This is a genomic window from Lignipirellula cremea (assembly GCF_056501455.1).
Genome location: NZ_CM151415.1, coordinates 5,508,720 through 5,523,284, shown reverse-complemented (window position 1 = coordinate 5,523,284; position 14,565 = coordinate 5,508,720). Strand labels below are relative to the sequence as shown.

Genomic DNA, 14,565 nt, shown 5'->3' with positions numbered 1-14,565 from the left:
TCCCAGGGAACAGCGGCAGTCCAGGCTACACCAGCGCCACGGCTTCGATCGCCCGTTCGTCGGGATTCCACGTGGGGACGAAGGCGGATTTGTCGATCTGGGCGGCGAGGAACAGGTCGCTCTCCATCCCGAGTTCGATCAGGTTCCGCCCGCCCAGCGATTCGGCGAAGAGCGACGCGAGCGGGACCCGCAGGCCGGTCGACGTCGCGAACTCCCGCCAGGCGCCGATCGCGATCCGCGTGGCGTCGTCGTAACCGGGCGGAAGTTCGTCGAAACTGCTCGGCAGGTCGACCGCTCCCCCCAGCAGCCGATCGGCCAGAGCGCCCGCGAAGAGGACGTCCTCCCACGTCACCTCGCCGTCGGTGCCGGCGCAGACGATGGCGATCGGTGCCCGCTGCATGAGGAGCATCCGGATCGCTGCGAGATTCGTGAAGGCGCCGAAGACGATCCGCGACGCCTCCTGGCTCGCCAGCAGCGCGCGGGTGCCGTTCGTCGTGGTGAAGACCAGCGTCTTTCCGTCGACCGTTTCCGGGTCGTACTCCGCCGGCGAGTTGCCCAGGTCGAAGCCCGGCAGGCGGATTCCCTTTCGCTCGCCGCCCAGCAGAACGGCCTCTTTACCGAGCGTGCGACGAAGCGCCGCGGTCCGCTCGATGGCGGCGCCGACCTCCCCTTCGACGTAGGCCCGGCGGAGGCCCGACTGGAACGCCTGGATCAGCGTCGTGCTCGCCCTCAGCACGTCCACGACGATCGCCGTCGCCCCTTGCAGGTCGCCCGGTCGGATCGATGATGGTAAGAAGTAGGTCCGTACCGGCGTCATGGCGATGCCTGTCGGTTCGATCGAGCGAAGGCCCGAGTAGGGTTCGGCCGCGTTACGTCCGCCGGCTGATTCCGGTGAACGAAGAGGGTTCGCCGTCCGGCTGTCGCGGACGGACGGTCCTTAACGTAGCGCCCCCTGCGCTGCCCCGGTCGGGGCGGCGACGGGTCTTTCCCGATTTCTCTCTCGCCCTACCCGGGCGTCTGCCGACGGCACGATGACGGTCGACAAGTCGAATCAGCGCGTTCGCAGCATGTTCGCGTCGATCGCGCGACGCTACGACCTGATGAACCACGTCCTGTCGATGAACGTCGACCGGTACTGGCGGAGCCGGACGGTGCGCGAACTCGGCCTGACCCCCGGCGTTCCGATTCTGGACGTCTGCACCGGGACGGGCGATTTGGCCTTCGCGCTGGCGAAGAAGATGCAGGGTCAGACCGATGTCATCGGCGCCGACTTCTGCCGGCCCATGCTGGAGATCGCGGAAGAGAAAAAGGCGACGCATCCCTACTCCGACCGCACGACCTTCGTCGAAGCCGACGCCCAGAGCCTTCCGTTTCCCAGCGACGCGTTCCAGGCGGTAACGGTCGCCTTCGGCCTGCGGAACGTGGCCGACACCGATCAGGGCCTGGCCGAGATGACTCGCGTCTGTCGACCGGGAGGATCCGTCGTCGTGCTCGAGTTCTCCATGCCGAGCGTGCAGCCGCTGAAGGGGATGTACGCCTGGTACTTCAAGAGCGTGCTGCCGCGAGTGGGTCGGACGCTGGCGAACGATCCTTCCCGCGCGTACGAGTACCTGCCCGAGAGCGTGAGCCAGTTTCCCTCCGGCGAAGCCCTGGCCGAGCGGATGCGGGCGGCGGGACTGACCGACGTGAAGGTCACGCCGATGACCTTCGGCATCGCCTCGATCTATCGCGGGACGAAGCCATGATCGAACCGCGATTCGAGAACGCGAGCCGCTACGTGATGGACGACGAACTGCCGATCGCCGTCGGCTTCACCGGCGCGAGCGGCGCGGTCTACGGCCTGCGCCTGATCGAAGTCCTGATCGAACTGGGGCATCAGGTCCACCTGTCGATCAGCCCCTCGGGGCGCGAAGTCTTCCTGCACGAGACAGGCCGATATCTCGACCTCGATCGCTTCGATCCGGAGACGTTCCTCGGGAAGCGCGTCCCGGCGGATCGGCTGGTTTACTGGCATCATGCGAACATGCTCGCTCCGCTGGCGAGCGGCTCCTTCCTGACGCGCGGCATGGTGATCTGCCCCTGCTCGGGCGGCACGCTCAGCGCCGTCGCGCACGGAGCCAGCGATAACCTGGTCGAGCGCGCGGCGGACGCGCATCTGAAGGAGCGCCGCCCGTTGGTCCTCGTGCCGCGGGAGACGCCCCTGTCGCTGGTGCATCTGGACAACATGAAGCGCGCGGCGGAAGTCGGCGCGATCATTCTTCCCGCGTCGCCCGGCTGGTACCACGGCGTCACGCGTCTGGAGGACCTGGTCGATTTCATCGTCGCGCGGATCCTGGACCAGCTTCGCATTCGCCACGATCTGATGCGGCGGTGGGGTTCGCCGGACGCGAACGGAGTCGTACCCGAGCGCAGCGAGGAACGGCGATGACTGGCCTGTTCGCCGGCGTGCGGCATTACCTGGAACTGATCCGTTTCAGCCACACGGTCTTCGCCCTGCCGTTCGCGCTCGCGAGCAGTCTGCTGGCCTGGACGGTTTCGCAACAGCAGGGCGACGGAGCCTTTCGCTGGCGGGATCTGCTGGGCGTGCTGGTCTGCATGGCCGCGGCCCGCTCGGCGGCGATGGCGTTCAACCGGCTCGCCGATCGGAAGATCGACGCGGCCAACCCCCGCACCGCGGGCCGGCACCTTCCCGCGGGACTCCTTTCCGGCGCCGGAGTCTGGGCGTTCACGCTCGTCTCCGGGCTGACGTTTTTCGCAGGCGCCCTGCTCTTCTGGCCCAACTGGTTGCCCGTAGCGCTCGCGGCGCCGGTGCTGCTGTTTCTATGCGGCTACAGCTTCGCGAAGCGGTTCACGTCGCTGGCCCATCTCTGGCTCGGCACGGCGCTCGCCCTCGCTCCGGTCTGTGCCTGGAGCGCGATTCGCGGCGAGCAGGTCGTCGCCGATCCGCGAGAGCTGATCCCCTCCGTGCTGCTGAGCGCCGGCGTGCTGTTCTGGGTCGCCGGGTTCGACATCCTGTATGCATGTCAGGACGCCGAATTCGATCGGCGTTCGGGCCTCCACAGCATCCCCTCGCGGTTCGGGGTCGCCGGAGCGCTGCGCATCGCTGCGGCGCTGCATGCGTTCTGCCTCGCCTTCTTCGCGGCGTTGCCCTGGTCGGCGACGCTGGGCGGGCCGGAACTTCCGCTGGGATGGATCTACGGGCTGGGCGTCGCGGCGACGGCGGGCCTGCTGCTGTATCAGCATGCGATCGTGCGGCCCGACGATCTCTCCCGCGTGAATCAGGCCTTCTTCCACACGAACGCCGTGATCAGCCTCGGCCTGTTCGTGCTGGTCGCGATGGAATGCGGCCGGGCGGCTCTTTTCACTTGAGATGTGTTGGGTTATCCCGATCCGGTGCAGCGCGGCAACGGTCCCGTGTGCCATGGCTGGCTTGTCCAGCCGTGCGACGTGCGTACGGATTCGCCGGAGTCGTTCGATTCAGAGCCGAGCCGAATCTTTCGAACCTTGAGTGGAGCTACTTTCCTGCTTCCGGCACGGCTGGACAAGCCAGCCATGGCACACACAAATCGCGCCAGCATCGCCATATCGCCCGTCCGGCCCCCTGTTTAGAATCCGCTCGGTCCGCCCCCGTCGCGGGCGTGCGACGAACGGCAGCCAGGGAGCCGAGGGTGACGATGCAACAGACCGATCCGGAACTCATCGAACTGATCGTCGTGCTCGCCGTGATGGCGGGCGCGATGCTGATCGGCCTCGGCATTCAGGCCTTCATCTGCTGGGTCACGGCCAAGACCGCGGCGGCCATTCCGCGGCAGTTTCGCGAGGTCGAACCGGGCCTCGTCTGGCTGCTGCTGATTCCCTGCTTTCCGCTGGTCTGGAACTTTTTCGTTTTTCCGAAGATCGCCAGCGGCTACCAGCGCTATTTCCACGCGACGGGCAACCATCAGAACGGCGACTGCGGCGCCGGCCTGGCCTTGTGGTTTTGCCTGTGCGCGGTGTTCTCGGTCGTTCCGCTGGTGCAATACGTCGCCGCGCTGGCGTGGTTCGTCCTGGTGATCATCCTGCTGGTGAAGTTCTGGGATCTCAAGGGCCAGGTAGAACGGGGAGCCGCGGGGATCGTTCCGACCTACGCGACGCCGAGCGCTCCGCTGAAAAAGGTCGATCCGACGAACCCCTACGCCTGACCCCCCCTGCCCTGCCCCGCCTTGACCGTTTGTCGCAGGGGACGAAAGTGAAAGCTGCCCCGCCCGACGCGGGAAGGAAATAGCCACGTCTCTGAGCGGGAGGGCGTGAACCCCCCGAGTCCGAACTATTTTTGGCTCCCATGCCTCGGGGGACTTACGTCCCCCGCTCAGATAGCGGGCGGAATCGAACGGAAACGCGATGAAGACTGAAACGGCGACGCGACTGAACCAGATCCGCAACAAGGTCGAGCGGGGCGAACGCCTCAATTTCGACGACGGCGTCTTCCTGTACGAGCCCGACGTGCCGCTGCACGAGGTGGGGGCGCTGGCGAACGTCGTCCGGGAACGGAAGAACGGCAACTTCGCCTACTACAACATCAACACCCACCTCAACCCGACGAACGTCTGCATCTATCGCTGCCGGTTCTGTGCCTTCCGATCCGATCTGCGGGATCCGAAGGGCTACGCGATGAGCGACGAGCAGATCCTCGCCCGCGGCCAGGAAGCGGTCGACAACGGCTGCACCGAAATGCACATCGTCGGCGGCCTGCATCATCAGCGGGGCTTCGACTGGTACGTCCACATCGTCCGGATCCTGCACGACGCCTACCCCGATCTGCACCTCAAGGCGTGGACCGGCGTCGAAATCAACTGGTTCGAATTCCTGACCAAGAAGTCCGTCCGCGAGATTCTCGAAATCTTGAAGGACGCCGGCCTGGGCAGCCTGCCCGGCGGCGGGGCGGAGATCTTTCATCCCGAGGTTCGCCGGCAGATCTGCGAGCATAAGGCCGACTCCTCCAAGTGGATCGAGATCCACCGGGAGGCGCACAACCTCGGCATTCGTTCGAACTGCACAATGCTGTACGGCCATCTGGAGACGGCCTACCATCGCATCGACCATCTCGAAAAGCTGCGTCAGCTTCAGGACGAGACGGGCGGCTTCCAGACGTTCATCCCGCTGGCCTTCCATCCGGAGAACACGAAGCTCGATTATCTGAAGAAGCCGAGCGCCGCGATGGACCTCCGCACGATGGCGGTCAGCCGGCTTTATCTGGATAACGTCGCGCATATCAAGGCGTACTGGATCATGCTCGGCATCGGCACGGCCCAGACGGCGCTCGCCTACGGCGCGGACGACCTGGACGGTACGGTGCGGCACGAGCTGATCTATCACGACGCCGGCGCCGAGACGCCCGAGCTGCTGACCGTCGAGCAGATCGAAGGCATCCTCCGCGAAGCGGGCCGCGAACCCGTCGAACGCGACACGCTCTACCGCAAGATCGTCCGCGACGCCGCGACGCCCAACGCCTGGAGCGTGGGGGAGGAGATCGTCACGGCGTAGCGAGTCGATGGCGAACTTCAGTCGGTCGCGGCGTTTGTCCGTGTGCCATGCCCACATCGCGCAGCAGGGTGGGCATGCCGAATCCGCGGCTGGAAGCGAATCGGCATTCGGCGTTTCAGTAAGGCTGGGACAGCGATGACTCAACCCGACGACGATCAGGAGCCGCATCGCAAGCTTCGTCGCACGTTCGACAGAGCGGGACACGCCCACTTCCTGACGTTCTCGTGCTTTCGACGACAGCCGTTTCTGGCGAAAGAACGGACCTGCCGCTGGACGATCGACGCGATCGAACGGACCAGAGAGCGCCACGCATTGCATCTGTGGGCGTACGTACTGATGCCGGAGCACGTCCACCTCGTCGTCTGGCCGACGCAACCTGATTACTCGATCAGCGCGATTCTCAAAACGCTCAAGCAGTCCGTCTCGACGCGAGCCTTGGCATACGTTCGTCACGCGGCGCCGGACTTCCTTCGTCGGATGGAAGACCGTCAGCCGAACGGAACGGTATCGCACCGGTTCTGGCAACGCGGCGGAGGGTTCGATCGAAACCTCGTCGATCCCAGGACCCTGCTGGCGACGATCGAATACGTGCATGCGAATCCGGTGCGACGACTTCTGTGCGAGCGAGCGACCGAATGGCGCTATTCGAGCGCCTCAGAGTATGAGAAACCGGGTACCGGTCCGCTCCGTATCGACCGGGAGTCGCTGCCGAGGTTCGAGGAGGCTTGAGACGACGACATGATTCGGACTTCTTTGGAGGCCGGCCGCCGATTCGAAAGCAGCCGCGGAGCCGGCATGCCCACCCTGCTGCGCGATGTGGGCATGGCACACAGACAGACCCGAACGTCGCTCACAGGCGGAACTGGGTGGAGACAGACTTCACCCCACGTCGCCGAGTTCGTAAACCTCGCCGTACCGTCGCCTCACCCGGTCGCCGAGGGCCGACCAGTCGGGCGAGGCGAGCTCGGGGTCTTCTTCCAGGATCTCGCCGGCGGCGTCGCGGGCGGCTTCGAGCAGGTCGCGATCGCGAGAGAGATCGGCGACGCGGAAGGCGGGCATGCCGTGCTGGCGTGAGCCGAACCAGTCGCCCGGGCCTCGCAGCTTCATATCCGCCTCGGCCAGTTCGAAGCCGTCGGTCGTCTTGGAGAACGTTTCGAGCCGCTTCCGCGCGAGGTCGCTCGTCGTTTCGGAGAAGAGCGTCGCGTAGCCGGGATAGGCGCCCCGTCCGACGCGACCCCGTAGCTGATGAAGCTGGGCGACGCCGAAGCGGTCGGCATGCTCGATCGTGATCAGCGTCGCGTTCGGTACGTCGATGCCGACCTCGACGACGGTCGTCGCCACCAGCACGCGGGTCTGCCCCCGCTCGAACGCCTTAAGGACCGTCTCCTTCTCGACCGAGTCCATCCCGCCGTGCAGCGCCGCGGCACGTACCCCTGGCAGCGCCGTGCGGATCCGTTCCAGTTCGCCCGCGACGCCGAGGATCTTGAGTTCTTCGTTGGCCTCGACCGCGGGCGTGATGACGTAGGCCTGGCGACCTTCCTTCAGCTTCTTCGCCAGAAACTCGTACCACTTCTCGCGCTGCTTCTCCTCGGCCAGGTAGGTCCGGATCGGCTTGCGACCGGGCGGCGCTTCGCGGAGCGTCGACAGATCGAGGTCGCCCAGGTAGGCCAGGCTGAGGGTGCGCGGAATGGGCGTGGCCGAGAGCAGCAGCCGATGGGGTTCGGCGAGGACCTCGACCTGGCCCGCGACGTCCTCCGGCGAGACGGCTACGCCGTGCGGCAAGGCCGGGACGCCATTCGGTGAGTTTCCGGCGCCGTTCGGCGCATGCCCTGCCCTCTGCTTGACGCTGAAGCGGTGCTGTTCGTCGATCACCAGCAGGCCGAGCGCGGAGAATTCGACGCTTTCGCCGAGGACCGACTGCGTCCCGATCACGAGATCGATCTCGCCCGCTGCGAGGGCTTCGAGCTGGGTCTTGCGCTCGACGCTCGGGCGCGTGCCGGCGAAGAGGGCGATCCGGACGCGGCTTCCTTCGAGCAGGTGCGATAACCGGTCGAAGTGCTGCCGGGCGAGGATCTCCGTCGGCGCCACGATCGCGGCCTGGCATTTGTAGGCGACGGTCTGCAGCGCGGCGTACGCGGCGACGAGCGTCTTGCCGCTGCCGACGTCGCCCTGGAGCAGGCGGTTCATCGGACGCGTCCGCCCGAGATCGCTGGCGATTTCCATCATCGCCTTCCGTTGCTCGCCGGTCGGCTCGAACGGCAGGCGGGCCTGGATCCGCCGGTCGATCTCCTCGGTCAGCGGCATCGACGGAGCCAGCCGCTTGTGCAGCCGCTCCCGCCGCCGCATGCCGGCCGCCAGTTGCAGCGTCAGAAACTCCTGGAAGGAGAACCGCTCCCGCGCGGCGGCCAACTCGCGATCGCTCTTGGGCGCGTGCATCTGCCGCAGAGCGGTCGGCAGATCGAGCACGTCGTTCGATTCGCGGAACGCCGGCGGAAGGATGTCTTCGGCGCCGTCGGCGAAGCGATCGACGGTCTTCCAGATCGCCTGACGGAGTTCGTTCTGCGAGACGCCTTCGGTCAGGCGATAGATCGGCTCGATGCCGCCGGAAGGGTTCGTTTCGTCGTCGGCGAGGAGGCGCCACTTGGGCTGACCGGTCTCCCAGACGAGCCCCTTCTTCTTGAACACTCCGGAGAGGAAAACCCGTCGGCCCGGCTTCAGGCGTTCCAGAATGAAAGGCTGGTGGAACCAGACGGCCCGCACCTCGCCCCCCTCGGCCCGGATCACGGCGCCGACCTGCGAGATGCCCCTGCGCGTGCGACGGCTCTCCGCTTCGACGACCGTGCCGACGATCGCGGCCGGCTCCCCGCTGACCAGCGCCTCGATCACGACCGGCTCGCCGAACTTGCGATAGGTTCGCGGGAAGCGGAAGACGACGTCTGCGGCGGTATTCAGGCCCAGCCGCTTGAGCGCGTCGCGAACGTGCGACTTGAGATAGACCAGGTCGTCGACGACCGTCCGGCGAGCGCTCCAGTCGTCACGAGTCGCCATCGTCGCGTCGTCGGATTCTCGAAGAGTCAGGAGGCCGCGAGCCGGCGGTAGGCCTCGACGGCCATCGCGTCGCAGCGTTCGTTTTCGGGATGGCCGTTGTGGCCGCGAATCCAGTGGAACGTCACTTCGTGGCGAGCCAGCAGTTCGTCGAGTTCCTTCCAGAGTTCGACGTTCTTGACCGGCTCCATTTTATTGCCGGCCTTCCGCATCCAGCCGTTCCGTTTCCAGCCTTTCATCCACTCGGAGATCCCCTTGCCGACGTACTGGCTGTCGGTCCAGAGTTCGACGTGGGCCGGCTTCTTCAGGACGCGGAGACCTTCGATGACGGCCTGCAGTTCCATGCGGTTGTTGGTCGTCGCCGCTTCGGCGCCTGAGGCCTCGACCTCCTTGCCCGTTCCCGGATGACGCAGGACGTACCCCCAGCCTCCCGGGCCCGGGTTGCCGCTGCAAGCGCCGTCGGTGTAAAGCTCCACGCGGGGAAGCTGTTTCGCGTCGTTCGTCATCCGTGAGTCAGGAAAGAGTCGGAAGCGCTTCGTAGGACTGGCGCCCTCGCCTGCCGTCGCAGGGGGTACCAAGTTTCTGGCAGGCGAGGGCGCCAGCCCTACAAGAGGAAGACGATCTACACGTCCGACGTCGCGCGGGAATCCGCGGTCGCGTCGGGCTTGCCTTCGAGGGGGCGTTCGATCAGGGAACGGGTCTCTTCCTCGTCCAGGCCGCCGAACTCGCGAGCCTGCGGCGGCTCGTAGATCCACGGGATCCGGACGGTGAAGACGCTCCCCTTGCCGAGTTCGCTTTCGAAGGCGACCTCTCCGCCGAGCAGTTTGCAGAGTTCCTTCACGATCGACAAGCCGAGGCCCGTGCCGGAAACCTCTCGCGTCAGATGATCCTCGGAAGAGTTTCGCCGGCTCTGGCGGAACTTCTCGAAGATGATCGCCTGGTCCTCTTCGGAGATGCCGACCCCGGTATCCGCGACGGACATCTCCAGCAGCGACTTCTCCAGGTAGACCGGATCGGCGAGCAGCCGGGCGCGGACCACGATCCGTCCGCCGTCGGGCGTGAACTTGATCGCGTTCGAGATCAGGTTCTGCAGGATCTGCTGCGTCTTGACCTGATCCTGGTAGACCGTCGGGACGTCGGGTTCGACGATCGCGACGAGATCGAGATTCTTCACCTCGACCTGGGTGCGGAACAGGTCGCACTGTCCGTGGACGAGCTGGTGCAGCGAGAACTCGCTGGGCCGCACCTCCATCCGTCCCGCCTCCATCTTGGCCAGGTCGAGGATGTCGTTGATCATCTCCAGCAGGATGCGACCCGACTTCTGGATGTTGCCGACGTAACGCTTCTGTTTGTCGGTCAGCGACTGGATCCCCTGCAGTACGTCGGAGAAGCCGATGATGCTGTTCAGCGGCGTGCGAAGTTCGTGGCTCATGTTGGCGAGGAACTCGCTCTTCAGGCGGTTCATCTCGGTGAGCTTGAAGTTCGCGTGGTCGAGTTCGTCGACCTTGTGATCGAGGTCGGTGTTGGACTTCTCCAGCTTCTTCTGCGACTCGGTCAGGTGCAGCATCATGCGGTTGAACGCTTCGGCCACCTCTTCGAATTCGTCGTTGGTGCGAATGTCCGCCCGCTGATCGACGTGACCTTCGCGGATGGCGTCGCTCACGTCGCGCAGGTGATTGAGCGGCTTGACGATGATGTAGCGGAAGATCACGTACAGGGCCGACATCGCCAGCACGACGGTCGCGATCCCCGTCGCGATCAGGATCGACCGGTTCCAGGCGATCTGGTCCTGCGCGGGCTGATAAGGCACCGAGACCTTCATCACCCACATCCGCTCGTCCTGCGACGCCCAGTCGACCATCGCGGGCAGCGATTCGTCGACCGGCTGGCGGATCTCGAAGTGGCAGTCGAGGCAGGACTGCTTCCAGTAGACCGGCTCGTAATATTCGTAGACGCCGCTGCCGCTGACCCAACGGTCGCGAAAGACCGGCAGGAACGCCGCCTCGTTGCCCGCGAAGTCATCCCCTTCCAGCAGATCGCGGGCCTGCTGATCGGCGGACTTCGGCTGGTTCGCCCGCTTGCGGAGCCGTTCCGCCTGGTCGCGCATCTGGGACTGCAGGCTGCGGAGCGTTTCGAACTCGAAGTAGTCCGAAGAGAATCGCCGGGCGTACTGCATGTCCTCGAGGGCGTAGACCTCGGTCGAGTACTCCTGGCGTTCGAGGTCTTCGATCAGCGACCGGACGTAGCGCTTCTCCGCCGGCGCGTTCTCCCAACCCAGCCAGTGGGTCTTCAGCATGCTGACGTCGACCAGATCGCGACCGTTGGCGCGATTGGTCCGGACGACCAGCTTTTCGGTGTTGTATTCGACCCAGTAGAAGACGCCGAAGAGCAACAGCGACAGCGCAGCGCCGAACAGAAACCTCGTTTTTCGTTCGAGGTGGGTCTCGCCGAGGACTCTCCGGATCGAGCGGTACGCCATAAGCGGATTGTAGCCCGACAGTTAAAACGAGCGGTAGACGAATCGCCGCGGGCTTTAGCAGGCTGCTGCAAAATGCGGCCAGGGTGCGAATCGTCGCAGGATGCGTCGGCAAAAGGGGAGTTCACGACCCTTTCGCGAGCCCTGAGGAACTTGTTCCGAACCTGGCGAGGCTGCACAACGCCACGAAGGCGTTTTGCAGCAGACTGCTAGACCCTTCTGCGGCGGTAGGCGAGCGACCCGGCATAACGGACCGACCAGATCGACAATGCCGAAGGGAGAAACACGATCGCGGCGATCATGTAGCGTCCGATCGCAGGTTGCAGGAAGAGGACGAGAGCGCACTTCGCGACGCAGAACCCGACGGCGGTCCACAGGAGCAAGTGGTCTTCGATGCGGCGCCGGCGACAGACTTCCGGCGAAGCCTCCTCGATCGCGAACTTTCGGCCGGCTATCAGACGCCACCCATGCACCAGGAGCAGACAGGCGATCGACGCGAGCGTCGCCGTGTCCGTCACGGCGAGGTGGAGGCATTGCTGCGCGGCGAAGCGAGCGTTCCCGAGGAGCCAGCGGAGGTATTCGCCGGGACGTTCGCGAATGACTGCCCAGGAGAGTCGGGAAAACGCGTCGTTGACGGCCACTGCGTCGTCCGTGCCGTAAATCCGTCGAGCGATCGGCAGGGCGAGGTAGTAAACCGTCGGATCGTACGAGAGTTCCATGGAACGGAAATCGACCGGCGGAACCATCGATTCAACTTCGGGTCGACGACGGACCATGCCATCCGCCAGCGGGCGAAGATCCTCCGGCACGCGGCCAGCGACCTCTTCGTCGAGAAACTGACCCGCGATGCCGACGAGATTGAAGCCGTCGAACGAGACGACTCCGAAATGCCCGACCGTCCCCTTTCGCAGCCCGGCGAACGCGAGGAACGGAACGATAAGGAACGTCGCGTACAGCGCCAGACGCCTCAACCGGATGCCCCGAGGGTCGGTTTCTCGCGTCAGATACGTTTCGAACGCCAGCGCGAGCGTCGGCCAGAGCGCGATTAGGAAGACGTAGACGGGCCGCACCTGGTACGTCAGAAACGTCGCCGCCGCGAGCGCTGCGATCGTCCAGACGCCGCCCCGCGGCGAGACAGCGACGAAGAAGATTCCTGCCGACGCGATCGCCAGCGACAGGCCGAGCGAATCGGCGGTCGCTTCCGGAACGAACGCCCACGATCCGCGAACGACAAACAGGGACGCCGCGGCCGCGAAAGCCGTCGCCTTGCCGAAGCCGGCGACGCGCAGTCCGAAGCAGAACAACAGCATCGCCGCGACGGAAATGACGAAGTGTGCGAAGGCGACTCCGGCGAAGCCGATGCCCAGGCGATCAAGCGCGTCGAGGAACGCCGGATAGCCGACGGTTCGCGTCTGCGAAAGAGCCGCCGAAATCGACGAGAAGTCGAAGTCGCGGTAGCTCGGCGTATCGGGCTGAAAATGCGTCGCGAAATCGCCCCGCCGCCAGTGAACGACCGCCGCAAGGAGGGCGACGACGAACAGCCAACTGAGCGGACTCGCGAGCGCCCGTTTCATCGATCACCGTAGCGGTTCGTCGACTCTTTCGTCGCGGCCAAAGTCGTCAGGCCGACGTGCGGGCGCTTCCGACTCGGGATTCTAGCGACTGGCCGGCGCGTTCAGCGAATCCGGGACCGCGCAGCGACGTCGCCAGCATGCCGGCGGCGAGCGTGATCGCCGCCGCGAGGACCGATGCGACGCCGGCGAGGAAGATCGCACAGCCGAGCAGCGAGGTGCCGACGTACCAGTCGAACGTCCTCGCTCCCAGCGCCAGCAGAAACCCGAATCCGACGGCAGGCAGTCCGATCGCGGCGAACGGCGCGGCGACGAGCAGAAACAGCCGCAGCGGCGCGTGTCGGAGAATCATCTCCGCGACCGTTTGGAATCCCGCGACGGTTTCGCCGATCGGGCGGGTCGCTCGCGGCCCTGCTGCCGGCGCCGCTTGGACGGGGAGGTGCGCGACGGCCCGATCGTCGAACAGGTACGCCAGCGTCGCAGTCGTGCCGAACCGCGAACCCGAGTCGAGCGACGGGAGGTAGGGACCGATCTCGCTCTTGCGGAAGACGCGCAGGCTGGAGTTTTCGTCCGGGATGTGGCGGCTGGTAGCGTATTCGCATAGTCGACGGATGACCTGACTGCCTGGTCGACGCAGCGCCCCGACGACCATCCCATAGCTGTCGGCCAGCTTGATCAGCTCGGGCAGTCGCTCGACCGGCCAGGCGCCGTCGGCGTCGGTGACGGCGATCAGGTCGTGCGTCGCCGCCTGGATGCCGGCCTTCAGGCTTCGCCCGTAGCCGCTGGTCTGCGGAAGCTCGATCACCCGATCGGCGAGCTTGGCCGCTTCTTCCGCGGCAGCGTCGGTGGAGCTGTCGACGACCACGACGATTTCGCAGCCGATGCCGGCCTCGGTCATGGTCGTGCGCACGCGTTCGATCACGCCGCGCAGGGAGTCCGCTTCGTTGGTAGCCGGGATGACGACGGAGACGGCAGACATGGGCGGCGGCGGGAGCTGAGGCGTGCGGAGCCGCGGCGCACGAGAGCGCCTGGAACGCGGCAAGCTAGGGGAGTCTAGGTCGCGGCGGCGTGCGCGCTTCGACTCGCCTCAGCGTCGCCCGGTGAGTGATGTGCCGGTAACGCGGATTATGCCAGCCTCGACCGGGGCGGAACCTGTTCAGGATGGATCAGTGACGGCTCGCTCGCGTCGAGTCGATACATCTCCGCGTCGATGACCGGATACTGTCCGTCTCGACCCTGCCAGAGATGGCTGATTGAGGCGAACTGAGGATGCCCGGCGTCGAGAAGCGGAGCGAAATCCGACGCGTACTCCTCAGGGACGAAGCCGATCTGGAGTCCGTTCCCCAACCGTATCTCCACCGCGTGTCGGCTGAATCGATTGCCTGGGTCTCGCGCGAGATAGACAAGGTCGCCTTCGTGGGCGAACGCGGCGATGATGCCGAGTCGACCTTCATGCCTCGCTCCTGCAATCATGAAGTTGGCCCGAACCACGGGTCGATTCCGAGCTCGCTCGCGCTGCTCGTTCTCTCTTTCCAACGCCTTCTGGATCTTTTCCTGGGATTTCCGGCGATCCGCTTCAATTCTTTCGCGGTGTCGGACTTCCGCTTCCAACTCCTTCCGATTCGCTATCGCCTCCTTGCGGTATGCGGAAGGCAGAACAGTCTCGATGGCTTGATAGAGTTCTTTCTGTTCGTCTTGCGTAACACGTCGGTCCGCGACGATTCGCTTGACCGTCTCGAAGAGGAAGTCCTTCGCCGGGAGATCTGAATCTGCGTGATCGTTCAGCCAACGCATCAGGTCGCGGATTTCGTCGAGTGAAAGCGATCCGTCTTCAGTGATCGTCTGACACAGCGCGATCAGTTCCGCTCCGGCGGCGCTGACTTCTTGTGCCTTAGTTAGTGAGACTCGCTTGGCCATCTGACCGACCCTAGGAATGATGGAGACGTGTCA

The 14,565-nt window shown here is 65.2% G+C and carries 13 protein-coding genes; 6 read left to right on the top strand and 7 right to left on the bottom strand.

Annotated features, from left to right (window positions below; genetic code table 11):
• Positions 1-25: 25 nt before the first annotated feature.
• Complete coding sequence (locus tag SH602x_RS21655; protein ID WP_479474266.1) at positions 26-817, bottom strand: 2-phosphosulfolactate phosphatase; 792 nt, start codon at positions 815-817, stop codon at positions 26-28.
• A 214-nt stretch (positions 818-1,031) separates the two neighbouring features.
• Between SH602x_RS21655 and ubiE the strand changes: the two genes are divergently transcribed.
• From ubiE to SH602x_RS21625, 6 genes are all read left to right on the top strand, one after another.
• Positions 1,032-1,745: a bifunctional demethylmenaquinone methyltransferase/2-methoxy-6-polyprenyl-1,4-benzoquinol methylase UbiE gene (ubiE, locus tag SH602x_RS21650; protein WP_479471043.1), complete on the top strand. Its 714-nt coding sequence runs from the start codon at positions 1,032-1,034 to the stop codon at positions 1,743-1,745.
• The gene (locus SH602x_RS21645; RefSeq protein ID WP_479474265.1) at positions 1,742-2,428 is read left to right on the top strand and encodes a UbiX family flavin prenyltransferase; all 687 of its coding nucleotides are present in this window, start codon (positions 1,742-1,744) and stop codon (positions 2,426-2,428) included. The genes ubiE and SH602x_RS21645 overlap by 4 nt, the downstream gene beginning before the upstream one ends.
• Positions 2,425-3,369 carry a UbiA-like polyprenyltransferase gene (locus SH602x_RS21640; RefSeq protein WP_479474264.1) on the top strand — a complete coding sequence of 315 codons (945 nt, stop codon included), beginning with the start codon at positions 2,425-2,427 and terminating at the stop codon, positions 3,367-3,369. Before SH602x_RS21645 ends, SH602x_RS21640 begins: the two co-directional genes overlap by 4 nt.
• A gap of 305 nt (positions 3,370-3,674) precedes the next feature.
• On the top strand, positions 3,675-4,181 hold the full coding sequence (locus tag SH602x_RS21635; RefSeq protein WP_479474263.1) for a hypothetical protein: 507 nt from the start codon (positions 3,675-3,677) through the stop codon (positions 4,179-4,181).
• Between the two features lie 199 nt (positions 4,182-4,380).
• On the top strand, positions 4,381-5,523 hold the full coding sequence (gene mqnE / locus SH602x_RS21630; protein ID WP_479474262.1) for an aminofutalosine synthase MqnE: 1,143 nt from the start codon (positions 4,381-4,383) through the stop codon (positions 5,521-5,523).
• A 135-nt stretch (positions 5,524-5,658) separates the two neighbouring features.
• A complete protein-coding gene (locus tag SH602x_RS21625; RefSeq protein ID WP_479474261.1) occupies positions 5,659-6,252 on the top strand; it encodes an REP-associated tyrosine transposase in 594 nt (197 codons plus the stop codon).
• Positions 6,253-6,402: 150 nt separating this feature from the next.
• Here SH602x_RS21625 and SH602x_RS21620 read toward each other — a convergent pair whose 3' ends face one another.
• From SH602x_RS21620 to SH602x_RS21595, 6 genes are all read right to left on the bottom strand, one after another.
• Positions 6,403-8,571: an ATP-dependent DNA helicase RecG gene (locus SH602x_RS21620; protein WP_479474260.1), complete on the bottom strand. Its 2,169-nt coding sequence runs from the start codon at positions 8,569-8,571 to the stop codon at positions 6,403-6,405.
• A gap of 26 nt (positions 8,572-8,597) precedes the next feature.
• Entirely contained in the window at positions 8,598-9,074 is a 477-nt protein-coding gene (gene rnhA, locus SH602x_RS21615; protein ID WP_479471051.1) for a ribonuclease HI, read from the bottom strand.
• A gap of 116 nt (positions 9,075-9,190) precedes the next feature.
• A complete protein-coding gene (locus SH602x_RS21610) occupies positions 9,191-11,047 on the bottom strand; it encodes a sensor histidine kinase (RefSeq protein ID WP_479474259.1) in 1,857 nt (618 codons plus the stop codon).
• A 206-nt stretch (positions 11,048-11,253) separates the two neighbouring features.
• On the bottom strand, positions 11,254-12,618 hold the full coding sequence (locus SH602x_RS21605; RefSeq protein ID WP_479474258.1) for a hypothetical protein: 1,365 nt from the start codon (positions 12,616-12,618) through the stop codon (positions 11,254-11,256).
• Between the two features lie 46 nt (positions 12,619-12,664).
• Positions 12,665-13,594, bottom strand: coding sequence for a glycosyltransferase family 2 protein (locus tag SH602x_RS21600; RefSeq protein WP_479474257.1), 930 nt, complete (start codon positions 13,592-13,594; stop codon positions 12,665-12,667).
• 146 nt (positions 13,595-13,740) lie between these two features.
• Positions 13,741-14,532 (bottom strand): HIRAN domain-containing protein, encoded by a 792-nt coding sequence (locus SH602x_RS21595; RefSeq protein WP_479474256.1) that lies wholly within the window; start codon positions 14,530-14,532, stop codon positions 13,741-13,743.
• Between the last annotated feature and the right edge of the window lie 33 nt (positions 14,533-14,565).